At 71.3% G+C, this 25,109-nt stretch carries 20 protein-coding genes; 7 read left to right on the top strand and 13 right to left on the bottom strand.

The window, feature by feature from the left end:
* Nucleotides 1-10: 10 nt before the first annotated feature.
* The 7 genes from M9914_03625 to M9914_03595 form a co-directional block, all read right to left on the bottom strand.
* Nucleotides 11-634 (bottom strand): cytochrome c oxidase subunit 3, encoded by a 624-nt coding sequence (locus tag M9914_03625; protein ID MCO5173259.1) that lies wholly within the window; start codon nt 632-634, stop codon nt 11-13.
* A complete protein-coding gene (ctaD, locus tag M9914_03620; GenBank protein ID MCO5173258.1) occupies nt 631-2,523 on the bottom strand; it encodes a cytochrome c oxidase subunit I in 1,893 nt (630 codons plus the stop codon). Before ctaD ends, M9914_03625 begins: the two co-directional genes overlap by 4 nt.
* Nucleotides 2,523-3,530, bottom strand: a complete 1,008-nt coding sequence (gene coxB / locus M9914_03615) for a cytochrome c oxidase subunit II (GenBank protein MCO5173257.1) — start codon at nt 3,528-3,530, stop codon at nt 2,523-2,525. Before coxB ends, ctaD begins: the two co-directional genes overlap by 1 nt.
* 456 nt (nt 3,531-3,986) lie before the next feature.
* A complete protein-coding gene (locus tag M9914_03610; GenBank protein ID MCO5173256.1) occupies nt 3,987-5,498 on the bottom strand; it encodes a YifB family Mg chelatase-like AAA ATPase in 1,512 nt (503 codons plus the stop codon).
* Nucleotides 5,499-5,620: 122 nt separating this feature from the next.
* Nucleotides 5,621-7,528 (bottom strand): aconitase family protein, encoded by a 1,908-nt coding sequence (locus M9914_03605; protein ID MCO5173255.1) that lies wholly within the window; start codon nt 7,526-7,528, stop codon nt 5,621-5,623.
* The gene (locus M9914_03600; protein ID MCO5173254.1) at nt 7,525-8,742 is read right to left on the bottom strand and encodes a hypothetical protein; all 1,218 of its coding nucleotides are present in this window, start codon (nt 8,740-8,742) and stop codon (nt 7,525-7,527) included. The genes M9914_03605 and M9914_03600 overlap by 4 nt, the downstream gene beginning before the upstream one ends.
* Before the next feature lie 557 nt (nt 8,743-9,299).
* Nucleotides 9,300-10,151, bottom strand: a complete 852-nt coding sequence (locus M9914_03595; protein MCO5173253.1) for a DegV family protein — start codon at nt 10,149-10,151, stop codon at nt 9,300-9,302.
* Between the two features lie 133 nt (nt 10,152-10,284).
* Between M9914_03595 and M9914_03590 the strand changes: the two genes are divergently transcribed.
* Nucleotides 10,285-11,058 (top strand): YdcF family protein, encoded by a 774-nt coding sequence (locus tag M9914_03590; GenBank protein ID MCO5173252.1) that lies wholly within the window; start codon nt 10,285-10,287, stop codon nt 11,056-11,058.
* Nucleotides 11,059-11,323: 265 nt separating this feature from the next.
* Here M9914_03590 and M9914_03585 read toward each other — a convergent pair whose 3' ends face one another.
* Nucleotides 11,324-12,349, bottom strand: a complete 1,026-nt coding sequence (locus M9914_03585) for an aspartate-semialdehyde dehydrogenase (GenBank protein MCO5173251.1) — start codon at nt 12,347-12,349, stop codon at nt 11,324-11,326.
* A 222-nt stretch (nt 12,350-12,571) separates the two neighbouring features.
* Here M9914_03585 and proB point away from each other — a divergent pair, with 222 nt between their 5' ends.
* The 4 genes from proB to hisG all read left to right on the top strand — a co-directional run bounded on the left by proB (nt 12,572) and on the right by hisG (nt 16,056).
* The gene (proB, locus tag M9914_03580) at nt 12,572-13,699 is read left to right on the top strand and encodes a glutamate 5-kinase (protein ID MCO5173250.1); all 1,128 of its coding nucleotides are present in this window, start codon (nt 12,572-12,574) and stop codon (nt 13,697-13,699) included.
* A gap of 70 nt (nt 13,700-13,769) precedes the next feature.
* Nucleotides 13,770-14,177, top strand: a complete 408-nt coding sequence (locus M9914_03575) for a DUF4345 domain-containing protein (GenBank protein ID MCO5173249.1) — start codon at nt 13,770-13,772, stop codon at nt 14,175-14,177.
* An 11-nt stretch (nt 14,178-14,188) separates the two neighbouring features.
* Nucleotides 14,189-15,430 carry an ATP phosphoribosyltransferase regulatory subunit gene (locus M9914_03570; protein ID MCO5173248.1) on the top strand — a complete coding sequence of 414 codons (1,242 nt, stop codon included), beginning with the start codon at nt 14,189-14,191 and terminating at the stop codon, nt 15,428-15,430.
* The gene (gene hisG / locus M9914_03565; protein MCO5173247.1) at nt 15,430-16,056 is read left to right on the top strand and encodes an ATP phosphoribosyltransferase; all 627 of its coding nucleotides are present in this window, start codon (nt 15,430-15,432) and stop codon (nt 16,054-16,056) included. The genes M9914_03570 and hisG overlap by 1 nt, the downstream gene beginning before the upstream one ends.
* A 76-nt stretch (nt 16,057-16,132) precedes the next feature.
* Here hisG and corA read toward each other — a convergent pair whose 3' ends face one another.
* The 4 genes from corA to M9914_03545 form a co-directional block, all read right to left on the bottom strand.
* Entirely contained in the window at nt 16,133-17,101 is a 969-nt protein-coding gene (gene corA, locus M9914_03560) for a magnesium/cobalt transporter CorA (GenBank protein ID MCO5173246.1), read from the bottom strand.
* A 98-nt stretch (nt 17,102-17,199) separates the two neighbouring features.
* Complete coding sequence (locus tag M9914_03555) at nt 17,200-18,837, bottom strand: hypothetical protein (protein MCO5173245.1); 1,638 nt, start codon at nt 18,835-18,837, stop codon at nt 17,200-17,202.
* Nucleotides 18,837-19,760 (bottom strand): DUF6384 family protein, encoded by a 924-nt coding sequence (locus tag M9914_03550; GenBank protein ID MCO5173244.1) that lies wholly within the window; start codon nt 19,758-19,760, stop codon nt 18,837-18,839. The genes M9914_03555 and M9914_03550 overlap by 1 nt, the downstream gene beginning before the upstream one ends.
* A complete protein-coding gene (locus tag M9914_03545; protein ID MCO5173243.1) occupies nt 19,753-21,018 on the bottom strand; it encodes a hypothetical protein in 1,266 nt (421 codons plus the stop codon). The genes M9914_03550 and M9914_03545 overlap by 8 nt, the downstream gene beginning before the upstream one ends.
* 131 nt (nt 21,019-21,149) lie before the next feature.
* Here M9914_03545 and M9914_03540 point away from each other — a divergent pair, with 131 nt between their 5' ends.
* Together M9914_03540 and M9914_03535 are read left to right on the top strand one after the other, a co-directional pair.
* Nucleotides 21,150-22,313, top strand: coding sequence for a P1 family peptidase (locus tag M9914_03540; GenBank protein ID MCO5173242.1), 1,164 nt, complete (start codon nt 21,150-21,152; stop codon nt 22,311-22,313).
* A 67-nt stretch (nt 22,314-22,380) separates the two neighbouring features.
* The gene (locus tag M9914_03535; GenBank protein ID MCO5173241.1) at nt 22,381-24,096 is read left to right on the top strand and encodes a M3 family oligoendopeptidase; all 1,716 of its coding nucleotides are present in this window, start codon (nt 22,381-22,383) and stop codon (nt 24,094-24,096) included.
* On the opposite strand, the gene M9914_03530 is transcribed toward M9914_03535, so the two are convergent.
* A complete protein-coding gene (locus tag M9914_03530) occupies nt 24,093-25,079 on the bottom strand; it encodes a LysR family transcriptional regulator (protein ID MCO5173240.1) in 987 nt (328 codons plus the stop codon). The genes M9914_03535 and M9914_03530 overlap by 4 nt on opposite strands.
* Nucleotides 25,080-25,109 lie beyond the last annotated feature (30 nt).

Raw genomic sequence — 25,109 nt, 5'->3', positions numbered from 1 at the left:
CGCGCCCCGCTCACACGAATTCCACGAGGTAGACGACCGTGAAGATGACGATCCACACGATGTCGACGAAGTGCCAGTAGAGGCCCGCGATCTCCAGGTAGACGGCGTCCTTGGCCTTCATGGGCCGTATGTAGGAGGTCACGAGCAGGCTCACCAGCCAGATGACCCCGACCGTCACGTGGACCCCGTGGGTGCCAGTCAGGATGAAGAAGGTCGTGCCGAAGAGGTTCTGGTGGATGCTTAGGCCGGCGTGCGCGAAGTGGGTGAACTCGAAGACCTGGAAGCCGAGGAAGATGGCGCCGAAGAAGGCGACGCCCGCGGTCCAGAGGCGGAACTTCCCGATGTCGTTCTGGCGCAGCGCGTGCAGGCTCAGGACCATCAGGAAGCTCGACATGAGGAGCACGAACGTGCTGACGGTGGTCAGCGGGATGTCGAACAGGTCCTGCGGGAAGGGCCCGACGAGGCTGCGCTCACGGTAGGCGAGGTACGTGCCGATGAGCGACCCGAAGAACATGGTGTCGGACGCCAGGAACACCCACATGAGCAGCTTGACGTCCGGCAGTTTGGAGGAACGGTAAGGCGCCGGATGGGCGCTCGCCCCGGAGGCGGCGTGGCTTGAGGCTTCGGCGCTCATGCGTTCTCCTTGGCACCGTCGAAGTGCACGTGGTGGCCGCCTACGCCCTCGAAAGCCCACCCGAAGATCGTGAAGATGAAGAACAGGCCGCAGACGATGGCGAGGATGAAGTTGTCGTACATGAGGGCGTAGCAGCCGAACATGATGGCGGCGCTCGCGAGGAACGGGTACCAGGACTGGCCCGGGATGTGGATGCCGCCCGCGTCGTACTTCGCTCCGGCGTCAGGCGCCGGTGGCGTGACGTGCATGGCCTCGGGGTGCTTCCTGGCCCACAGCGGGTCGAGGGAGTTCACGACGGGCTGCACCTTGAAGTCGTAGTAGGGCGGGGGAGAGGAGGTCTCCCACTCGAGCGTGCGGGCGTCCCAGGGGTCGTCGCCTACGCGCTTGCCGCGCGTGAGCCCGTGGATGACGTTGATGGCGATGAGGACCAGGCCGATACCCATGAGCCAACTGCCGACGGTGGAGAGAGCGTTCCACAGCTCGAGGCCGATGCCGGCCGGGTACGTCTGGATGCGGCGCGGCATGCCGAGGAGCCCCGCGATGTGCTGCGGGAAGAAGATGCCGTGGAAGCCGATCACGGTGATGAAGGCCGCGATCTTGCCGAGGCGCTCGGACATCATCCTGCCCGTCATCTTGGGGAACCAGTAGTACAGCGCCCCGAGGTATGAGAGAAGGGCGCCACCGCCCATCACGTAGTGGAAGTGCGCCACGACGAAGTAGGTGTCATGCACCTGGGCGTCGAAGGTCGGCATGGCGAGCATGATGCCCGTGATGCCGCCAAGCGTGAACGTGATGAGGAAGGCGATCGCGTAGATGATCGGTGTGGTGAACCGGATACTGCCGCCCCACATCGTGCCGAGCCAGTTGAAGATCTTGATGCCCGTCGGTATGCCGATCACGAAGGACGTGAGTGAGAACGCGGTGTTGACGACGGGGCCGAGGCCGGTCGTGAACATGTGGTGCGTCCACACGGCCGCGCCCATGAAGCCGATGAGGATGCCGGAGAGGATCATCACCGGGTAGCCGAAGAGCGACTTGCGCGAGAACGTCGGGATGATCTCGCTGATGACCCCGAAGGCCGGCAGGATGATGATGTACACCTCGGGGTGCCCGAAGATCCAGAAGAGGTGCTGCCACAAGATGGGCAGCGCCCCGGCCTCCTGCACGAAGAAGAGCGTGCCGAAGGTGCGGTCGAGGATGACCTCGATGAACGCGATGGTGAGCGGCGGGAAGGCGTAGATGATCATGAACGACATGATGAGGATCATCCACGTGAACACGGGCACGCGCATCATCGTCATGCCGGGCGCGCGCATGTTGATGATCGTCACGATGAGGTTCATGGCGGTGCCGGTGGTGCCGATGCCGCTGATGAACAGGCCGAACATGTAGAAGTCGACGCCGAGGCCGGGGTTGTGCGACAGCGACGTGAGGGGCGCGTAGGCGAACCAACCGACGTCAGGGGCGCCGCCCAGGAACCACGACGTGTAGATCATGAGGCCGCCGAGCGCGTAGATCCAGTAACCGAACGCGTTCAGGCGGGGGAACGCGAGGTCGCGCGCGCCTATCTGGAGCGGCACGAAGTAGTTGGCCAGACCGATGCCGAGCGGCATGATGGCGAGGAACACCATCGTGACGCCGTGCATGGTGAAGAGCTGGTTGAAGTGGTCGGGGTTGACGATGTTCATCGTCGGCGACAGGAGCTGCAACCGGATCAGGCCGGCTTCCACGGCGGCGAAGATCATGAACATGAACGCCGTGCAGATGTAGAGCAGGCCGAGGCGCTTGTGATCGATGGTGGTCAACCACGAGCCGACGCCGGTGGTCCACGTCGGGCGGTTGAAGATCTTGCCCCGGGTAGGGCTCGTGACGGTGGGCGCGGTGGCCATCAGTTGCCTCCAGTCGAAGCCTGGGCCAGCGCCTGCGTGCCGTCCTCGACGCCGAGGCTCAGCAGGTAAGCGGCGATGGCTGCCGCCTCCTGGTCACGGTTGGGGTCGTTGGCCTGCCAGAGCGTCGGCATGCGCGCGCCCGGCTTGACCTCTTGCGGGTCGCGGATCCACGTGGCGACGTTCTCGGGCGTGGCGTCCAGGATGGCCGCCCCCACCGTGTGGCGCAGGCCGAAGTTGGTGAGGTCGGGGTACTGGGGCTGGCCGAACTTCACGCCCTCGGAGTAGTTGCCGATGTTGTGGCAGCCGATGCAGCCCTTGCTGGCGACGAGCTGGCGGCCCTGGGCGATGAGGGGGTCGGTGGCGGTCGTCACGACGGCGGGCTGCTGGAATTCGGCCACCCAGTCGTCGAACTCGTCCTGCTCGCTGACGACGATGCGGAAGCGCATGTAGGCGTGGGCGCCCAGGCACAACTCCGCGCACTGGCCGGTGAAGATGCCGGTGCCGTCCGGGTCGGTGTCGAACCACAGCCGGTTGTCCTGGTTCGGGATGAGGTCGACCTTGCCTGCGAGGCGGGGCGCCCAGAAGGCGTGAACCACGTCGCCGGAGTTGAGCTGAAGGATGACGCGCTTGCCGGCCGGGATGTGCATCTCGTTGGCGGTGGTGACGCCGTACTGCGGGTAGTCGAACTTCCACCACCACTGGTAGCCGGTCACGTGGATGACGACGTCGTCGCTCGTGGCCTGCACGACCGTCTGCGTCCGGAAGATGGAGCGCACGGACGGCACCGCGACCATGATGACGATGATGATCGGCACGATCGTCAGGATGACCTCGGTCATCGGGTTGCCGTGAGACTGGTCCGGCATCTCGTCGTCCCTGCGCCGCCGGTACTTGAAGAGGACGTAGAAGAGCACGCCGAAGACACCCACCATGACGGGGATGCTCAGGTACCACGTCCACATGAACAGACCGTGCTGCTCTCTCGCGATGCTGGCTGCGGGGCTCATGATCGACTGGACGCCGTCGAGCGAGCACCCGGCCAGTAATGGCGCGAGAAAGGCGACGGGCAACGCCCGCCTCAACCACCTCATGGGCACGATTCCCTCCTTGGGTAAATGAATACGGGGGCATGCGAAGGGTTGGCCCCAGATTCTGAGCGCCAGCCTAGCACAAGCGTTAAGAAGCGGAATGGGAACGGCTTCGCTTCTTTGGCCCATCCGAGCGTGAGGGTCGCGCTTCGGCGCGCCAAGTCGCTCATGAGGATGTAATCGGACTCTCATCTTGACGGGACCGTTGCCGGCCCTGCTGCCGTCGACCGCCACGGACGCCAGGCTCGACTCACGGCGGGGGCGGACCGCCCTTGCGAACGACGGGACTGCGGCTCTCGGGGCTCCTCGGCCCCGATGCGGGCCGACCGGCCCCTCCGCGGGTGTCAGCCCCGGTACGCCGCCTCGAGCGGGTGCTCAGCCCCGGTACGCCGCCGCCTCGAGCAGGTGCTCGGGCAGCACCGCGTCCTCGCCGGCCAGGTCGGCGACGGTGCGCGCCACGCGCAACAGGCGGTCGTAGCCTCGAGCGGACGGCCTGAGGCTGCGCACGAGCTTGGCGAGCACCGCCTGCCCGACCGGCCCGCTGGCGGCGTGCAGGGCCAGCGACCTGCCTGTGAGCTGCGAGTTCACGAAGCCCTGGCGCTGCAGAGCTCGGTCGCGAGCGCGGGACACGCGGGTGGCGACGATGGCGCTCGCCTCGCCCGGCTGCGCGTTCACGAGCTCCGTGTCCGTGAGGCGCGCGACGTCCACGAGCAGGTCCATGCGGTCGAGGAGCGGGCCGGACAACCGGCGCTGGTAGCGCACCACTGCCGCCGGGTGGCAAGTGCACGGCTGGGGGCCGTCGTGCGCGCCGTGGTAGCCGCAGGGGCACGGGTTGCGCGCGGCGACGAGTTGGAAGGCGGCGGGCAAGCTTACGCTGCCGCTGGCCCGCGAGATGGTTACGACGCCCTCTTCGAGGGGTTGCCGCAACGCCTCGAGCACCGCGCGCGAGAACTCGGGGAGCTCGTCGAGGAACAGGACACCGAGGTGCGCCAGGCTCGCCTCGCCCGGCCTCGGCACCGCGCCCCCGCCGACGATGCCGGCCTCCGACCCGGAGTGGTGGGGCTGGCGGAACGGCGGGGTGCGCATGAGGCCGCTCGCCGGGCGGCCGGCGCTTGAGTGGACGCGCGTTACCTCGATGGCCTCGGGGTCCGTCAGCGGCGGCAGGATGCCAGGCAGGCAGCGCGCCAGCATGCTCTTGCCCGCCCCCGGCGGCCCCGTGAGCAGTAGGTTGTGCCGCCCGGCGGCGGCCACCTCGAGAGCGCGGCGGGCGAGCGCCTGAGCGCGCACGGCGGCGAGGTCGTGGAGGGGCGCGGCCGGCTCGTCACCGCCCGGCGGCGGGGGCGCTACGGGCTGGAGTGGCGCGCGACCCGTGAGGTGAGCGACGGCCGCGGCCAAGTCGGTCGGGGCGAACACGGTGACGCCCGGCACGAGCGCGGCTTCGACCGCGTTGGCCGGAGGAGCGAGGACGCGCGCCGGTCCGCCGTTCGCTCGCGCCTTGAGGGAAGCCATGCTGGCGATGGCCACCCCTCCGCGCGCGGGCCGCAAGCTGCCGTCGAGCGCCAGCTCCCCGAACGCGACGAGCCCCTCGAGGGCGCTCAGAGGCAGGCGCCGGTCGGACGCGAGCAGCGCGAGGGCGATCGGCAGGTCGAGCGCCGGCCCCTCCTTGCGCACGTCGGCCGGCGCCAGGTTGACGAGGATGCGGCTGGGCGGCAGGGGGTACCCGAGGAGCTTGAGGTTGGCCCGCACGCGCTCGCGCGACTCCTGCACCGCGGCGCCGGGCAGCCCGACGATGGTGAAGCTGGGCAGGCCCCCGCTCGTGAACGCCTCGACGCGCACCTCCAGGGCGTCCACCCCCTGGATGGTGGCGGAGGAGACGGCGGCGAACACACGGCGACGTTAGCGCCGAGCAGCGCGCGGGGGAGGGCGCGCCACGGCTACTGCCGACCGGTGCTAGGCAGGCTCGTGCGCGGCCGGCCCCCGGACCGCGGAGGAACGGGACGGCGGCGGCTTCACGTCCTGCTGGCCATTGCACAGCCCCCCGGACCGCGCAGGTACGGTACGGCGCCGCCGGCCGCGAGAACGGCCGCCTCGTGAGGGCCCGCCGGGGCGAAGCGGAAGCGGCGCAGGTCGGAGGCCGCCGGTCGTCCGGGAGCGACCGAGCGGACCGTCACGGTGCCGGCGGCGAGGTCCAACTCCAGCAGTGCCTCCGGTGTCAGGGCCCCGTAGAACGCCTCGTCCGCGAGGGTGATGGCCGGCAGCCCCTCGTCGCGCGCGCCCGAGGCGTAGAGCGGCGCGATGCTCGGGGCGATCACGGCGCGCACGCCCGCCTGCACCAAGGCCCTGATGGAGGACGCCCGGTTGCTGCCCATGCCGAAGTTCTCGTCTCCCACGAGGACGGTGCCCTCCAGGGAGCGGTCGGCGGCGCTCGGGTCGACGTGGTGCAGCAGCAGCCGCCGGGCCACGCGCGGGTCGGCGTCGCTCGACGTCCCCACGCCGGGCACGCTGGAAGGGGTCAGGTCGTCGGTGGAGACGAGGCCGAGTAGCCTGACGACGTTGCCGGTGGTGGGCCAGACGACCGTCGGCGCGGGGGCGCGGTCTGTATGCGCGAGCGCCGCCTCGGCTTGACGGCCGGCGCGTACGGTCCGCGCCCCGGCATCCCTGTCGGCATGTACGGTGTCCGCCCCGCGAGGCTCGTTGGCTGCGCTCGCTCCGCCACCGCCTGTGGCGGCCGGCTGGTTCAGCCACCCGGTGCTGGCGGCCTGCCCGGCCGTGCGGCCGGCGGCCAGGACGATCCGGGCGTGGGGCGAGCCCATGCGGCCGACGCTGTTGCGGTTCCCGGTCACGACGGCCACCTCGTCGTCCTCGAGGCGGCTCATCCCGAAGCCGAAGCACGGTCCGCACCCGGGCGCGAGCAGTGTCACACCGGCATCCTCGAGCCGCCGTGCGATGCCTTCCGCGCTCAGCCGCTCGAGCACGCCGGTAGAGGCGGGCGCCACGACGGTCGGGATCGCCGCGCGCGCTCCCAGCGCGGCAGCGAACGCGGCGATCTCCTCGTAGGTCCCGCCGGCGCACGTGCCGACGAACACGCGGTCCACGCGCACGGCGCCGAGCCGCGCCAGCGGCACGACGTCGGACGGCTGGCCGCTGCGCGCCACCGACGGCAGCACTTGGGCGAGGTCGAGCGTGACGACCGTTCCCGACCTCTGAGGAGGCGCCTCGCCGGAGAAGACCGCGGTGACGGCCACGGCCTCGGGTGTGACGTTGGCCAGGACGGCGCGCTCGGCGCTGGTGAGGCGCGCCAGGCCGGGGCCGCCGAACTCCAGCGCCCTGCCGGTGGCGAGGCGGGGAACGGACCCGCCGCCGCGCAGGAGGTCGAGGAGGGTGAGGGCTGCGTCGCGCACCGTGACGTCGCCACGCAGTCGGCCGACGACGCGCACGTGCACCGTCTCCGGCACGCGAACGACGAAGCGTCCCGTGTGGATCGCCACGGCGAGGGTGATGGGCTGCGCCGCGAACGCCGTGACCCCGTGGGCGCCCAACGTGGGCGTGTGCGAGTCGTTGCCGAGCACCAGCATGCCAGGGCGCAGGCGGCCGCTGGCCGGGAGGGCGTGATGTTGTATCCCCTGACCCGTTATGCGCTCGGCGCCGAAGCGGACCGCGAACTCCTCCTCGACCTGCCGGAGCGCGAGGACCCGGTCGCGCTCCGCGCCCACGTACGTGTCCGCCGGGCCGGTATGGTCGCGAACGAGCACGAGCGGCGCGGCGGACCTCACGGTGCCGAGGGCGCTCAGCGTCGGAAGGAGCGAGGGGGTCGTCCAGTCGTCGGTCACGATGAGGTCGACCGCGAGGTCGACCTCCCGGCCGGCCGGGGCGCCCAGCCGACGCTCGATGAGCGTCGGTGACCCGGTCGGTGTCACGCGGCCTCGGCGGTCGCCGGCGCTCCCGGGGCAGCGGCCGCGGGGTGGCAGTAATGGACGGTCCGGAAGCGCCGGGCGAGGTCCATGACGCGTTCGCGTACCTGGACGCGGGGCTCCTCGCCGGCCAGCGTCGCGTGCACGAGCGCGGCGAGCCGCGCCATCTCGGGCTCGCGCATGCCCAGGCGCGTCACCTCGGGCGTGCCGAGGCGCAGCCCCTTGCGGCGCAGCGACGGGATGAGGTTGACGTTGGCGATCAGGTTGGCGTCGTGCAGCGCCTCGACGGCCTCGTCCGGGGTGGCGAGCGGGCTCGCGTCGAGCCATACCTGATGCGAGTCCGTCACGCGCTCGCCGCCTTGGACCGCCAGGCCGAGGCGCGCCAGCTCGCGGCCGAGGGCGCGCGCGTTCGCCACCGTCTGGCGCGCGTAGGCGGCGCCGTACTCCTGCGCCTCGGCCAGCGTGATGGCCAGGGCGGCGACGTGGTGGAGGTGGAAGTTGGAGACGTGGCCCGGGAAGATCGTCGCCTCTATGCGCGCGGCGATGTCGTCGCGGTCGGTCAGGATCAGGCCCTTCTGCGGCCCCGGCAGCGACTTGTGCGTGCTGCCGGACAGCACGTCCGCGCCCTCGCGCAGCGGGTCCTGGAAGATGCCGCCCGCCAGCAGGCCGAGGACCTGCGAGGCGTCGTAGACGATGACGGCGTCGGGACCGGCCAAACGCCGCAACTCCCTGACGGGGTGGGCGAAGAGGATCATCGAAGCGTCCAGGTAGACGACGTCCGGCGGCGCGGCCTGGAAGGCCCGGGCGCAGCCGGCCAGGTCGATGCCGGCGCTGGCGGCGTCGTAGGGGATCAGGCGCAGGTCGTCGGTGAGGCGCGCCGCCACGCTCCTGGCGGCGAAGTGGCCGCCGTCCTCCATGGCGAGGTGGTAGAAGGTGCCGCCCCGCCTGAGCACGGAGTGGATCACGATGTTGGTGCAGTTCTCGCCCGAGAGCGGGCGCACGTTCGCGTGGCGGGCGCCGAACAGGTCGCGCGCCAGCTTCTGTGCCAGCGACTCGACCTCGGCCAGGTGCTTCCCGCCGACGTAGCGCCACTGCGGGTTCTGGAACAGGTAGCGGTGCCCGAGGTCGGACCCCATCACCCCACGGGCTGCCGGGCTGAGCAGGTTCTCGGTCGGTACGAGCCCGACGCACTCTGCGCGGTAGGCGGACTGGTGCTCCACGGCGGCGAGGATGCGATCGAGGGCTCGACTCCGGGCGGGTTGGGCCGCGCCGACCGGCTGCGGAGATGCCCAGGGCCGCGGGTTCGTGGTTGCGGGTTCGCTCATGGGCGGGTCGTTGAAGCGTCGAATCGCGGTTGGAAGCGGGGCAGCGGCATCTGGTCTCCAAGTGCTCGAGGATTTGGGCTTTTGAAGCGAAAGCTGAAAGCCGTTCAGTGGGCCTGCTAAGCGATGATATCATAAGCCAATGCCTAGTATCACCTAAGAAGCGAATGGAGCCGTGAACGGGCCACGAGGGGGCCGCCCGAGGCCGGGGCCGGGCGCCGCCATGGATGAGGTGTGAAGGTGTGCCGGTCCACGCCCGCCGAGACGGTGGACGTCCGCCTGTCGGTGCGACGGACGGGCCTGGCTTGCTCTGACCGGGTCCGGGTCCGGCTCGGCCGTTAGCGTGCGGGTGGGCATGTCACGCGGCGCAGGCGGCCGCGCGGTGCCGTCCACCCAGGCGGTGGTCAGCCCGCCCCGAGCGGCCCCGTCTCGCGGCCCTTAGGCGATCACTGGCCTCAAACGGCCACGTGCGCGTACAACCCGAACGTGTTCGGCCCCACGTGGCTGGCGATGACGGCGCCGATCTCGTGGTAGCCGCCGAACTCGTAACGCACGCCAGCAGCGTCGATGGCGGCGCGCAGCCCCTCGGCGGCTGGCGGGTCCTGGACGTGGATGAGGTTGAGCACCACGGGGCCGGAAGACGCCTCGACGTAGGCCTTGAAGCGGTCCACCATCTCCTGCTGCGCCTTCTTGATGCCGCGGGCGCGGGTGAGCGGCCCCACCTTGCCGTTCTCGAGGGTGAGGAGCGGTTTGACGTTCAGGAGGCCGCCGAGGAACGCCGTGGCGCGGCCGACGCGGCCGTTCTTCTGGAGGAAGTCCATGGTGGCGACGGTGAAGATCACGAAGTTCGTGTCGCGGATCTTCTCGAGCGCTGCGACGATCTCCTCTACGCCCTTGCCCGCGTCGCGCATGCGTGCCGCCACGCGCGCCATCTCGCCGTGGCCGAGCGACGCGGCGAGGCTGTCGAAGACCGTCACCTTGGCGCCGGCCGTGTTGGCGGCGATGGTGGCGGACTGGAAGGTGCCGGAGACGCCGGACGAGATAGTGATGACCAGGATCTCGTCGGCGCCGGCGGCGATGGCGCGCTCGAAGGCTGCGGTGAACTCGGCCGGGCTCGGTTGGCTCGTGGAAGGCATGCCGGCGCCCTGCGCCACGCCTGCGATTATCTTGGCCGGGTCGATCTCGAGCCAGTCCTTGAAGGTGCCGCCCTGGAAGTGCACGTGCAGCGGCACGGCCTCCACGTTCAGCTTGGCGAGTTCCGCGGCGGTGAGGTCGCAGGTCGAGTCCGTGATGATCGCTAATGGCATTGGGCGCTCCGATGCTGTGGCTATGCGAGGGGAGTAGCTGACGTTCGCGGTTGCTCAAGGATAAACGACCGCGGCGGCATGGGCGAAGCCGCGGCTCATGAGGTTCGGGCACCGGCTGGGGCATGATGGAACCATGCTGGAAGCCGTGTGGTGGTTGCTCACCCCGAGCACCTTGTTGGTGCTGTTGGTCCTGCTCGCGTTCGCGGCCGGGCGGCTCCGCGCCGGTCGCTTGGCCGGCGCCCTGCTCTTCTTCCCCCTGCTCCTACTACTGGCGCTCGTCCTCGCCCCGGTCGACGAGTACCTGGGCAACGGCCTCGAGAGCCGCATCGGCGCGCCGGACCCGCTTCCCGAGCGGGTCGACGGCATCATCGTCCTCGGTGGCGCCGTCGAGTGGCGCGTCAGCGCCGCGCGCTCGCAACTGGCCCTCGACGACGCCGGGGAACGCCTCCTAGCCGCCCTCGCGCTCGCCAAGCGCTACCCGGAGGCCGAGCTCGTGTTCACGGGCCTGTTCATGGACGCCCTGCGCGAGGAGTGGAGAGGCGCAGACGGCGAAGGGCTGCTCTTCCAGGACACCCTGCGCGGTAGGCGCGTGACGTTCCTCGGCGAGGCGCGCAGCACGTACGAGGAGGCGCTCCTGGCGCGCGAGCGGGTGGCGCCGGCGGCCGGCTCGACCTGGCTCCTCGTCACGAGCGCCCTGCACATGCCCCGCGCCTACGGCACCTTCAAGGCGCAGGGTTGGCAGCTGACGCCGTTCCCCGTCGACTACCGCTCCTTGCCGCCCAGCGAGTGGCGCGCGGCCTGGCGCTTCGACCTGGCCGTCGGGAAGCGCCTCGCCGGCCTTGACCGGGTCGTGCGGGAGTGGGGTGCCTACCAGGTCTACAAGCGTGCCGGGCGCCTCGTCGACTAGCGAGCGGGCAGAAACCGCCGCGGTCGCGTACGGGAGCTTCCGGGGCCTCGGAAGCGTAACCTCACCGGTCGCGTGGCGCTTCCGGGCCCCGTAGCGGCCCTCCTCGGGCGAATGCCTGCAGCCCCGCAACGCCGGGCCGGCCCGGCGGCTGTTCAATCCGGGAGCGGTTCAATCCGGGAGCGGTTCGGTCCGGCGGCTGTATCGGTCCGGCAACTGTTCGGTCCGGCAACTGTTCGGTCCGGAAACTGCTCAGTCCGGAAACTGCTCAGTCCGGCAGCAGCGCCTCGGCGATCTGCACGGCGTTGAGGGCGGCCCCCTTGCGGATCTGGTCGCCCGCGACGAACAGGGCCAAGCCGCCCGGCAGGCTCGAGTCGGCACGCAGGCGCCCGACGAGCGTGTCGTCCTTGCCGCTCGCGGCCAGGGGCATGGGGAACGTGTTGTTGGCGCGGTCGTCCACCACGCGCACCCCGGGAGCCCCCTCCAGCACCGCGCGGGCCTCGGCCTCGCTCACGGGCCGCTCGAACTCCGCGTGGATGGCCTCGCTGTGCGCGCGGAACACGGGCACCCGCACGCACGTGGCGCTGACGGCGAGGTGGGGCGCCTCGAGGATCTTGCACGACTCCAGCAGGAGCTTGCGCTCCTCGCCGTTGTAGCCGTCCTCGCCGACGTCGGAGTCGTGGCTGAAGAGGTTGAACGCGATGGGGTGGCGGAACTTCCGCGGCGCCGGCGGCCCGCCGGCCGGCTCGCCGCTCGGCGCGCTCGCGCCCCCGAGCACGGCGGCGGTCTGCTCGCGCAGCTCCGTTATGCCGGACGCTCCCGCGCCCGACACCGCCTGGTAGGTGGCGACCGTGGCCCGCTTGAGGCCGAACGCCCTATGCAGGGGCGCGAGCGCCATGAGGGCGATGATGGTCGAGCAGTTCGGATTGGCGATCACGCCCTGGTGGCGCGCGATGGCGTGGGCGTTGACCTCGGGTACGACGAGCGGGACCCGGTCGTCCATGCGCCAAGCGCTCGTATTGTCGACCACCACCGCCCCGTGCGACGCCCAGGCCCAGGCGTGCGCCTTCGACACGCTGCCGCCCGCCGAGGAGAACACGATGTCCGCGCCGAGGTCGCCGTCCTCGGGCAGCGCCATGATGGCGTGCTCGGCGCCGGCGAACTCGACCCGGCGGCCGGCGGAGCGGGGCGAGGCGTAGAGCCTCAGCTCCGTCGTGGGGAAGTTCCGCTCCGCGAGGATGGAGAGAAGCTCCTGTCCGACGGCTCCGCTGGCTCCTACGATGGCGACGCGCATGCGGCGGAGTGTAGCACCAAGCCGCCGGGCGGCCCTAGGGGCTGTCCGCCGGAACGTCGCTGGCGGTCGCCTCCGCTCCGTCGCTCCGGCCTCCGCTCCCCGAGCGCCCCGCGGCGCGCGATCGTCCGCGCCCGGGTCATTGCCGACATCACCACCGCTACCCGAGCGCCCGCGGCGCGCGACCCGGGCAGCGGTCGCGCCCCAGGCAGTAGCATGGCCCGCATGTCGCGCGAACGCGGGCGCTGGCGGCGCATCGTCATCAAGGTCGGGACTAGCTCACTCGTCGACGCCTCCGGGCGGATCGCCCAGCACAAGATGTGGGACATCGCGCGCGGGGCCCAGGTCCTCGCGGCCGCCCAGGCGGCCGGCGGGTCGGCGAAGGCTGGCGCGCAGTTCGTGATCGTCACCTCGGGAGCCGGCGCCGCCGGTCGCGAGCGCCTCGGACTGAAGCTGCCGCTCACGCTTCCCCAGAAGCAGGCGGCGGCGGCCGTCGGTCAGGCGCTCCTGATGCTCGACTGGGAGCGCGCGTTGGCTCCGAGGCCGACGGCGCAGCTCCTCCTGAGCGCCGGCGACATCCAGGAACGCGAGCGGTACGTGAACGCGAAGAGTGCGCTCGAGGCGTCCATCGGCCTCGGGGCGGTGCCGGTCGTCAACGAGAACGACAGCGTCGCGACGGCCGAGCTGAAACTGGGCGACAACGACACGCTCTCGGCCTGGGTGAGCTACCTGGTCGACGCCGACGTGCTCGTCATCCTCACCGACGTGGACGGGCTCTACGACTCAGACCCGCGTCGCGACCCCGACGCCCGCAAGATCGACGTGGTCGAGGACCTCGCCGAGGTAGCGCACTTGGGCGGCGGCGCCGGCTCGACCCACGGCACGGGGGGCATGGCGACCAAGCTCAGGGCCGCCCGCATAGCGACCGGGGCCGGCATCGAGACCATCATCCTCGGCGGCGGCGGTGCGGGGCTCGAGGCGCTCGCGCGGGGCGAGGCGCGCGGTACCCGCTTCCTGGCGGCGGCGCACGTCCCTGCACGCAAGGCGTGGCTCGCGAACCAGCCCGTGCGCGGCGCCATCCACCTCGACGACGGCGCTGTCAGGGCCCTCCGCGGAGGTAAGAGCCTCCTGCCCGGCGGCATCACGGGGGTGACCGGCGTGTTCACGTTCGGCGACTCAGTTGAACTGCGCCACGCCGGCGAGGTCGTGGGCGTCGGGCTAACGAACTACGGCTCGGACGCAGTGGACCGCATCCGCGGACGCCACACCCGCGAGGTGGCCGACCTGCTCGGCCACAAGGATTACGACGAGGTCGTGCACCGCGACAACCTCGTGATGGGCGGCGCGCGCTAGCCCGGCCCCGAAGGCCCCGGCGAGGCGCACCACCCCGAGGCGCGCCGGGCGCGGTGATAGCATTCGCGCCATGAACGTGCGGTCACAGCTCATCTACGTCTCGGCCGCCATCACCTTCGGCCTCGGGCTCCTCGGGCTCGTCAACCCCATCTTCACGGCGAACATGCTCGGGTTGGACATCGTCGACCCCCGCGGTCTCAGCCAGGTGCGCGCCACCTTCGGGATGCTGCACTTGGCGCTCGGCGCCCTCATCGTGCGCGGCTCGCTCCAGCGGCCGGGCGCCGGCGTCTACCTGAGGGCCACTGCGCTGCTCATCGGCGCCGTCGCCGTGGGGCGCCTGCTCTCGATCGCCCTGGACGGCGCCTTGACGCTCCTCAACCTGCTGTTCCTGGTGAGCGAGACCGTCGCGCTCGCCGGGGTCGTGCTCGCCTGGCTCGACCCCGAGCGGCGCAGGCCGAACCCCACCCCCACCGCGTGAGGCTCAAGGAGATGAGCGGCCTGGTCGACGGCACCCGCTTCTCCCCGCCCGACGTCGCCGCTCGGCGCGAGGCGGGGCTGGCGAAGCTGCGGGAGCTCTACGCCTCGTGGGGCTACGCGCCCGTCGAGGTGCCGGTCCTGGAGCGCTTCGACCCCTCCCATCCGCGCGAAGCGCAGGCGTTCAAGCTGATCGACGGCGGCAGCGAGGTCCTGGCGCTGCGCTCCGACTTCACGCCGGCCCTCGCGCGCCTAGTGGCGCTCACGCACCCGGGCGTGGCGGCAGGCGAGCGGAAGCCGCTCCGGTTCCGCTACGCGGGCACCGTGTGGCACGCCAACCACCCTGAGCTGGCCGGGATGCGCGAGTTCACCCAGGTCGGCATCGAGCTCGTGGGCGTGAGCAACGCGCGCTCGGACGCCGAGATCATCCACTTGGCGCGCGAGTCCGTGCGTGCCGTCGGCCTCGCCCCACGGATCGAGGTCGGCAACCCCGCCTACGTGAAGGCGCTGCTCGAGGCCGCGGAGGTCCCGCGCGAGCACCAGGGCGCCCTCGCGGACGCCATCGATCGGAAGGACCGTTCCGATGTCCTCGCCGCGATCGAGGCCCTCGGCCTGCGGGGCAAGGCGGCGGACGCCATCCTCCAGGCGCCCGACCTCTACGGGTCCGAGAGCGTCCTCGCCCTGGCGCGGCGCCTGGCTCCCGACGCGGCGGCCAACCTCGCCCTCGACCGCCTGGAAGGCGTGCTGGCCGAGTTCGAGGACGCGAGCGAGCTCCTGCTCGACCTCGGCCTCGCGCGGCGCCTCAGCTACTACACGGGCGTGACGTTCCGCGCGTTCACGCCGGACTACGGCCGGCCCCTGCTCGGCGGCGGCCGCTACGACGCCGCGCTACTGCCGTACGCCGCGGGGTTCTCGATGGGGCTCGAACGCCTCCTCGGCGCGGCTACGGGCGACATCCCGGCCGCCGCCCCGCTGTCTGCACCGTTGACGCCCGAGGTCCTCGCGCTGGACGACCCCGCGGCGCGGGCCTTGCGCGCGGCCGGCGTGTGCGTCGCGCGCGCCGTGGCCGGCGACGAGGCGGGCGCTCTGCAAGAGGCGGCCGCGGCCGGGATCCCGTACCTGCTCGTGAGCGGGAGCGTGCTGGCGACCGGGACGGGCGGACCCGCCACCGCCGCGCGGCAGGGTGCGCTCCAGGGGCTGCTCGCCGGCGAACGGGCTACAAGGGCCACTGATGCGCAGCAGCGGCAGGGCTCGTGATGGGCTCGCCCGAGCCCACGCGACTTGTGCTGGCGCTGCCGAAGGGGCGGGTCCTGCCCGAGGCGCTCGCGTCCCTGCGCGCGGCCGGCCTCTCGCTCGACCTCGCGGCGGACGAACGGGCCCTGCGCCACCACGGGGCCGACGCCACCGTCCTGGTCATGCGCAACGCCGACGTGCCCACGTACGTCGAGCTCGGCGTCGCGGACGCGGGCGTGGTCGGCCGCGACGTGCTCCTAGAGCACGGCAGCGCGCTCTACGCGCCCGTCGACCTCGGCTTCGCCGCATGCAGGCTCTCGCTGATCAGGCCCGTGGGCGCCACCGGCCCCGTGCGGCGCGTCGCGAGCAAGTACCCGCGCGTGACCGCCGAGTACCTGGGGCGGCTCGGCAGCCCGGCCGAGGTCGTCGAGCTCTCCGGCAACGTGGAGCTGGCGTGCCTGTCGGGGCTGGCGGACGCCGTGGTGGACGTGGTCCAGACCGGTGCGACGCTGAGGGCCAACGGCCTCGAGGAGGTCGACGTCATCACGGAGTCGTCCGCGCGGCTCGTCGTGAACAGGGCGGCCTTGAAGCTCAAGGCCGACGTGCTGCGGCCCCTGATCGAGGCGCTGCGGGAGAAGGCGGGTCGCTGACGCCCGCGCGCTTCGTGGCGCGCCGGACTCTCCCCTTGGTCGGCCGCCCCCGGAGGGCCAGGGCGGCGACCGGGCTCTAGAACCAGCCGCGACGCCTGAAGTAGACGATCATCCCCCCGGCTATGCCGAGCATGACGAGCCAGAGCGCCGGGTAGGCCCAGCGCCAGTGGTACTCCGGCATGTGGTCGAAGTTCATGCCGTAGATCCCGGCCAGGAACGTTAGCGGGATGAAGATCGTAGCGATGATGGTGAGCACCTTCATGACGTCGTTCATCCGCACGTTGAGCGTGGTCAGGTAGAGGTCGTGGATGCCCGTGACGAGCTCGCGCTGCGTCTCCACGGCGTCGACGACCTGCACGGCGTGGTCGTGCGCATCGCGCACGTAGTCCTTGACGGCGCGGGTGAAGTAGACCGGCTCCGTGCGCAGTAGCGAGGCCAGGGCGTCGCGCAGCGGCCAGGCGGCCCGACGGATCACGAGGAGGTCGCGCTTGAGGCGGTTGACGCGCTCCATCTGAGAGCGCGCGGGGCTGTCGAGCACCTCCTCCTCCATGACCTCCAGCTCGTCGCCGTAACCCTCCAGGACCGCGAAGTACTGGTCGACGACGAGGTCGATCACGGCGTAGGCGAGGTAGTCGGCGCCCATGCCGCGCCCGCGTGACCGGCTGCCTTGCCGCAGCCGCTCGCGTAGCGGGCCGAACGGGTCGCCGTCCGCCTCCTGGAACGTCACGAGCAGCCCCGCGCGGAGCACCAGGGAGAACTGCTCGCTGCGCAGCGCGCCGCCGGTGGCCGAAGGTCTGAGCATGCGCGCGACCATGAAGAGGTAGTCCTCGTACTCCTCCACCTTGGGCCGCTGCCCGAGGCTCGCCAAGTCCTCGACGGTGAGCGGGTGCAGCCGCAGGGTGGCGCCGAGGGCCTCGAGCAGCCGCGTGTCGTGCACGCCGACGACGTTGAGCCAATGGACGCCGGGCGTGGCGATCAGCTGCGGCAGCTCGTCGGGGCGCCCGACGTCGCGCTCGGTCAGCTCCTGCTCGGTGAACGTGAGCAAGCGCAGCTTGGCCCCGTCCAGACGTTCCCGCCCGGTGTAGACGACGGTCCCTGGCGGCGAGCCCGCCTTGCGCCTTGCGTCGTGCGGCCGGCCGCCGCTCAGAACTTGCCGCCCGTCTTGAAGCCGCCTCCGCGCGGCATGCTCCCGCCGCTCGGTCGCGAGCCGCCGCCCTTCGAGCCGCCGCCGAAGCCCCCGGAGCCTCCGCGTGAGCTGCCCCCGAACCCGCCGCCGAAGCCGCCGGAGCCGCCGCGCGAGGAGCCCCCGAAGCCGCCGGAGCCGCCCCGCGACGAACCGCCGAAGCCGCCGCCCGACCCGAAGATGCCCTCGAGCACGCTGCCGATGACGTCTATCACGGGGCCGGGGGTCGTCGGGGGCGCGGCACCGCCGCCCCAGACCGTCCCGCGCCCGAAGCCGCCGGAGCCGAAGTTGGGGTCCACCTTCGTCTGTACCACCGTGCGCTGCTGGCCGAGGAGGCGCCACAGCGCGTCCATGGTTATCAGGCCGGTGAGGTACTGCGTCAGGCCGGTCTTCACGGCGCCGGCGTCGCGGAACGCGGTGTTCGGCGCGTCGTAGCCGCTGCGCGTGTAGTTCGCGCGCAGCCAGTCGAGCTCCTTGGCGCGCTTGTGGCTCGCCTCGGCGCCGGCGCGCAGCTCGGCGACGGTGCGTTCCAGCTCCTCGCGGCGCTTGGCGAAGCCGGCCAGCCGGCCCACGACCAGGTCGTCCTCGGGAGACGGGGTCGCCAGCGCCCGCACGCGCAGGACGTCGAGCGGCGCGGCGTCCAACTGGCCACGCATGAACTCGACCGCGTTCAGGTAGTTCTCGTCCGCACCCTTGGCGAACTTCTCGCTCTCCGCGAGCGCGGCGGCGTGCCGGTCGCTCGCCTCCTGGACGGCGGCGTCGAGCTTCGCGATGCGAGCCTCCACTGCGGCCTTCTTCTCCTCCAGCGCCGGGATGCCGTCCGCCTTGCGCGCCTCGAGGTCCAGGCGCTGCAGCTCGGCGTGGGCGGCGTCGGCGGCCGCCCGGGCGTTCGTGGCGTGCTCCCGCAGGCGCAGCGGGATCTCGAGGAGGCGGCTGTAGTTCGCCCTGGCGTCCTGGTAACCGACCAGGCGAGCGACGCGCCCGTCTAGGTAACGGAGCAGGGGCGCGAACACGAGGCCGCCGGCGCGGTACTCGGCGGTGCCGAACTTCCGCCGCCACAGGTAGGAGAAGAGGGGGTCGGCGCGGTACGCCTCGCCCTTCGTGGCCTGCTCGTTCTCGCTCTGCGTCGCCTTGGCGTCGGCGCGCCCGGCCACGCGGTCGGCCTCGCGCGCCGCCTCGAGCCTGGCCTGATAGGCGGCGTCGGCCTCGAGGCGGCGCTGCGTGGCCACCTCGGCGTCCTCGATCGTCTTCACGGCCCCGTCGAGCTCGGCCATGGCCCCAGCGCGCTCCGCCTCACGCGCCTTGCCGTCGCCCTCCAGCTCGGCTATGCGCTGCTGCAGCGCCGCGTACGCCGCGTCTCGTTGCGCGATGAACTTGAGGAGCTGCTCGTCGGAAGTGTCGGCCACTTGCGCCTTGTCTTTGGCGAGGTAGTTGAGCCGCATGCGTGCGAGGCGCTGCAGCTCCTGCATGCGCGCGGAGTCCAGCTTCAGCAGCTCGTCGTTGCTATTGGAGAGCGACGCGTCGACCTGGCGCATGCGCTGCTGCTCCTCTGCGATGGTGGAGAGGAGCGTGTTGAGGGTATCGCGACCGCTGATCATCAGTCCCAACTCGTTATGGCCGCGCCCGTCGTGTCGAACCGGTAGACGGGCTGGAGGTAGCCGGCGCGCTTCTCGCCGAACACGTCGTTCTGGATGATGCCGTCGTCCAGCTTGTCGGCCTTGATGGCCTCGAACGTCGCCTCGCTGACGCGCAGGCCGAACCGCCTCACGCTCTCAGACCTGCCCGTCTCCTCGTTCGTGACGGTCACGGCGACGTTGTTGCCGTTGCGGTCGATGGGCTCGACGATGATGTAGTAGTTGGCGGCGTCCTGGTTCAGGTCGGGCACGCGCCACACGCCCGTGGTGTCGGTCGCGATGTGCAGCGTGTACGAGCCGCTCAGCGTCGCCTGCAACGCCTCGAGCGAGGCGAGCGTGGTGCGGGCCGCGCGGTCGTCGCCCTTGGCTATCGCGGCGGTCGCCACCCCGTAGAGGGTGTCGGCCTGGAGGTTCGCGCTGGGATCCTGCGACTGGGCTACGACCTCCGCGTAGACCTTGCCGACGTTGCGCACCAGGGTCCTATGCGGCGCGCGCACGAGCGCGTCGTACCCGAGGAAGAGCATGACCGCCACGACGAGGAGGGCGAGCAGGAGCTTGCCCCACTTGCCGCGGTTCACGTAGGCGTAGGCCCACCGCGTGCCCGGCCCGCGGGCCGGCGGAGCGTACACGAAACGGCCCTCGCGCAGCGCCGCGACTCCCTGCTGCAAGACGGCGTCGGACACGGCGATGCCTTGCGAGGCGTAGATGTTCCGCAGGCTCTCGAGCATGGCCTCGTCGCGCCCCTCGGACGCCAGCTCGGCCTCCACGAGGCGCTCGCGGTGGCGCAGGGTGTCGACGACGTCCATGGCGAGCATGACGTCGTCGAGCGGCGGTGGCGCCTGCGGTGGCGTTGGGCGCGCGCCGGCGCTGGCGGCCGCGTCAGCCAACGTCGCCGCCCGGCTGCGCCGTGTCGCTAGGTAACGCGCTCTTGGGAGCGTCGACGATGTCCAGCTTGGCCCCCTGCTCCGCCAAGCGCGCGAGGCGGCGCTTGCCGTCCTCGACGGCGTCGCGGATCTCGGCGGCGTTGGTGGTCGCCTGCTTGCGCATCTCGTCGATGATCTCGAGCGAGCGCTCCTGGTAGTTGACGACGGACTCGACGAGGCGCTTGACGGACTCGGCGCGCACGGTCGGCCCGTAGCCCGCCTTGAGGGCGGCCTCCTGCACCTTGCCGCCGATGTCGGAGAGGGTATCGAGCGAGTCGCTGACGCCCTTCGTCATGGCCTCGAGGGTGCGGGTCGACTCGTTGAGGCCGAACAGGCCGGTGAAGGTAGCCGTGAGGGCCGTCAGGACGGTCTCGTTCGTGCTGAAGAACGACACGGCCTGCGCCCGCACGCGCTCCTTGGCCGTGTTCGTCTGCATGAGGCGCGCCATCACGACCTCGGACGTGTTGTACGAGATCGTCAGGTTGTCGGAGAGGTCCTTGGCGATCTGGTAGCGCTTGTCGACTTCCTGCAGGGCGCGCACCTTCTCGTCGCGCGCGAGCTCGAGGCGGGCGCGCTCGGCCGGGTCGTCGCCGGCGTACGCGTCGACGGCCGCCATGGCCTCGTTCACGCCCTGCTTGGCGGCCTCCAACTGAGCCTCGCCCTTCTTGAGGACCTCGAACGCGAGGACCTCGGACTCCTTGAGGGCCCCACGGAAGTCGCGGTACGCCTCGAGGATGACGTGCTCGCGCTGGATCTGGTCCTGGGCGTCCTTCGTGACCTCGAGGTAGGTGTGCTTGATCTTGTCGAAGCGGCTGGAGATGTCGCCGCGCGTGACCTTCATCCAGACGTTCGAGAGGCGCTCGAACGTGCTGATCTTGCCGTCCTCGAGCTGATCGACCATGGACTTGGCGTCGTCGCGGATGCTGTTGAACGACTTGGTGACGTCCTCGTAGCGGGAGCCGACCTCCATCGCCTCCACCTGCTTGCGCACGACGTCGTTGAAGAGCGACGCCTGGGCGAGGGTGCGGGTGATGGCGACGACACGCTCCTGATCGAGGTCGGTGATCTGGCTGAGGAGGGCGACGATCGGCGCCTCCTCCTTCGCGGTGCTCTCGGGGAGGAGGCCAAGGTCGCGCAGGCCACCGAGTGCCTTGTCCAAGTACTTGAGCGGCGTGCCCCTGACTAGGGCCGGGGTGGCGGGTGTGGGCTGTTGATCGCTCATTGGCTACCTTTCCGGGCGTACGCCCGACGCCTCATGCCGGAGACGGGTCGGCTCGCACTTGCCTCAATCATCGGTTCACACGGGGCCAGGCGCAAGTGCGTGGTCACCACCGCACGATAGTAGGCTGCGGTATGCCCGCGCATCAGCCGGAAGTAGGACGCGCGCGCCTCCGCGAGCTCGGGATCGCTCCGGGCGTCCTGCCGCCGGGGCCCCTGAACGCCATCACGGACGTGGCCGGCGTGCGGGTCGGTCACGAGACGTTGTACGAGGGCGCCGGCGTCCGCACCGGCGTCACCGTCGTCCTGGCGCACCACGACGACCCGTACCGCTGGCGCGTGCCCGCCGCCCTCTTCGTCGGCAACGGTTACGGCAAGCTGATCGGCGCGACGCAGGTGCGGGAGCTCGGGGAGCTCGAGACCCCAGTCGCCCTCACGAACACGCTGTGCGTGGCCCGGGCGGCCGAGGCGCTCGTGGACTGGACGCTGGGCCGCAAGGGGAACGCCCGGGTCCGGTCCGTCAACCCGTTCGTCGGGGAGACGAACGACGGACACCTCAACGACATCCGGGCGCGCTCGGTGCGGCCGGAGCACGTGCTGGCCGCGCTCGCCGCCGCCGCGGACGGTCCGGTGGCGCTTGGCACGGTAGGGGCGGGCACCGGCACCATGGCGTTCGGTTTCAAGGGCGGCATCGGCAGCTCCTCCAGGCGTGTGCCGGTGGCGCTCGGCGGTTTCACCGTCGGGGTCCTCGTGCAGTCGAACTTCGGCGGCGTGCTGCAGGTGGCCGGGCGGCCGGTCGGTGTGCTAGCCGGCAGGCACTACCTGCGCGACGAGTTGAGCGCTGGCGGCGCGCCGCAGGTGCGTGCTGGCGCCGGTGGGGGTGCCGGTGCGTCAGCAGGTTCACGGGCCGGGGCCGGCGCGTCCACCGGTAGCGCCCAGGACGCCGACGGCTCGATCATGATCGTGATCGCCACCGATGCGCCCATGAGCTCCGCCGGCCTGGAGCGCCTGGCCTTCAGGTCCATGGCCGGACTGGCACGCACCGGCGCGGCGTTCTCGAACGGTTCCGGCGATTACGCCGTCGCGTTCTCGACCGCGGAGGGCGTGAGACGCCGCGCGGGCGGGGCGCCGAAGGCTCCGACGCGCGAGTTGGGCAACGACGACCTCTCACCCCTCTTCCTGGCCGCCATCGAGGCAACGGAGGAGGCCATCTACGACTCCTTGTGCCTGGCCGTGAGCGTGACCGGGCACGAGGGTCACGTGGGCGAGGCGCTACCGCTCGAGCTGCTTCGGCCCTGAGGGCGCTCCGTCCGCCGGGGCCGGTAACCGTACCGGCTCCACCGGTGACGCTCGCTAGACTGGCGCCATGTCGATAGCCGATGTGACAAGGGAACACCGGAAGTTCGTCGTCGCGCCGATCGATCCGAGCGACCTGGTCGCCAGGGCCAGGGCGCTGCTCGACGCACCGGTGACGGCCGCCACGATGCCGGGGTTCGTCCGCGACGTGAACGAGGTATCCGTCGACTTCTCCGAGCTCGAGGCCGGCCTGACGCGCGCGATGGACGAGGACACCGCCGACGAGGCCGCCAAGGCGGCCTACCTCGACTTCGTGACCAACCACGTGCCCGAGCTGACCACGCTCAAGACGGCGCTCGAGCGCAAGCAGCTCGCCGTCGTCGACTACTCTCCGCCGGCCGACCTCGCGGGTCATTGGGCCGACATGCGCGTCAACGTCGAACTCTTCCGCGAGGAGAACCTGCCGCTCGAGGCCGAGATAGCTACCCTCACGCAGGCCCATGGGGAGGTCAGCGGCAGCCTGCGCGTCGAGCTGGACGGCGAGACCCTCACGCTTGGCCAGGCGCTCGCGAAGCTGGAGTCGCCTGACCGCGAGCTGCGAGAGCGCGCCTACCACGCGATCGAGGCCGGCAGGGAGGCGATCAGGCCGCGGCTGGACGAGATCTTCGCCAAGCTCATGCCGCTGCGCAAGCGCATCGCGCGGGGTGCCGGGCTGGCCGACTACCGCGAGTACGCCTGGCTGATGGCGAAGCGCCGCGAGTACACGCCGCAGGACGCGCTGACCATGCACGAGTCGGTGGCCAAGGAGGTCGTGCCGCGCCTACGCTCGGTCTACGAGCGTCGCGCACGGTTACTCGGCCTGGAGCGCCTGCGCCCGTGGGACCTGGATTGCGACGTGCACGGCAGGGAGGCGTTGGCCCCCTTCACCTCCGTTGCCGAGCTGGAGGAAGGGCTGGCGCGGATGTTCTCGGCCCTCGACGGCGAGTTGGCGCAGGCCTACGACCTCCTCCGGGGCGGCTGGATGGACCTCGAGCCTCGTCCCTCCAAGGTCCCCGGCCTGGGGTATCAGAACTACTTCCCGCGCTCGCAGCGGCCGTACGTGTACTGGAGCGCCGTCGGCACCGACGACGACCTGCTCACCATGCGTCACGAGGCCGGTCACGCGTTCCACTCGGTGCTGACGCAGGCGCGGTGGCCGCTCCTCGCGCACCGCTCCGAGCGCCCGGAGATGTGCGAGCTGGCCTCCCAGGCGATGGAGCTCCTCACCCTGCCGTACCTGACGCGCGACAAGGGCGGCTTCTACTCGCAGGAGGACGCCGCGCGCTCCCAGGCGGCGCTACTCGTGCGCGCGCTCTCGCTCCTGGTCAGCGCCTCGAAGGTCGACGCCATCCAGCACTTCGTCTACACCCACCCGAGCGAGACCGGACCGACCATCGCAGAGATAGACGCGCAGTGGCGGCGCCTGGACGAGCGGTTCGACACGGGGATGGACATGACCGGCTTCGACCGCCTGCGCTCGAAGGGCTGGCACATCATCCACCTGTTCCACTACCCCTTCTACTACCTCGAGTACGCCATGGCTTACCTAGGCGCCCTGCAGGTGTGGCGCAACGCCTTGCAGGACGCTCCGCGCGCGCTGGGGCAGTACAAGGCGGCGCTGGCGCTGGGCGGCACCCGTCCCCTCGACGAGCTCTACGAGGCCGCGGGGATCCGCTTCGCCTTCGACGAGCGGACCGTCGCGAGCCTCAGCCAGCTAGCCGTGGACGCGCTGGGGGACGAGGCCTAGCCCGCCACCGCCAGCGTCCTGAACGTCCAGCAGGCGTGGCTGGCCAGGGCCTCGGGCGGGTGCAGGAGCGTGAACTGCCGCCGGAAGCCCGGGTGGGTGATGGAGAGGGCGACGAGCTCGCCCCGCTCGACCTCCTGGGCTACTGCCACGCGCGAGAGGACTGCCGCTCCGAGCCCGGCGCGCACCGCCCGCTTGATGGCCTCCGGCTCGCCCAGCTCGAGGCGCACGTCCGGGGTGGCGCCCCGGCCCTGGCCTCCGGCGACGCGCGAGGCCTTGCCCTGGGGCGGTTCCGGGACGGCGCGCGCGGTCGCGTCGCGAGGCGGGCCCAGGGTCGCTAGCGCGTGCTCAAGGACCGCGCGCGTGCCGGAGCCGGCTTCCCGACCGACGAACGCGAGGCCGCCAAGCTCCTGCGGGGCGACCTTGTCGGCTGCGGCCAACGGATGGTCGGGATCGACCACGAGCACGAGTTCGTCGTCGTGCACGGGCGTGGCCACCAACAGGCCGTCGGGCAGCGCCGACCAGCTGGCGGCGGGGGCCTCGACGAGGGCGAGGTCGACTTCCCCGGCCGCCAGCTCCTCGACGGCCTCGCGCGAGTTGCGCGTGTGCACGACGAGCTTGGCGCTCGGATGCTCCGAGCAGAAGCGTGCCAGGCGGGGAGGCAGCCAGTAGAGGGCGATGGTGGTGCTGGCGGCGATGCGCAGCCTGGCGCCCTCCAAACCGGCCGCCTCGGCGGCGAGCTGGTTGACGCCGTCCAGGACGCGCTCCAACGCCTCGGCATGGGGGAGGAGCCTGGCGCCGAGGTCGGTCAGGCGCACGCCCTTGCCGCCGCGGCGGAAGAGCGGCTCGCCGAAGTGCGCCTCGAGGCGCCTGACGGCGGATGTGACGGCGGGTTGGGAGCGGTGGAGCCGGCGGGCGGCCTCGCTGATGCTGCCGCCACGCGCGACGACGAGGAAGGTGCGCAGTAGTTGGGGCTCGAGGGCCACGCCGCAACCATAACTCGGACCTATGGCTCT

Source organism: Trueperaceae bacterium, from assembly GCA_023954415.1.
In the GTDB taxonomy this organism is placed as follows: domain Bacteria; phylum Deinococcota; class Deinococci; order Deinococcales; family Trueperaceae; genus JAAYYF01.
This window is presented reverse-complemented; position numbering and strand designations above follow the sequence as displayed.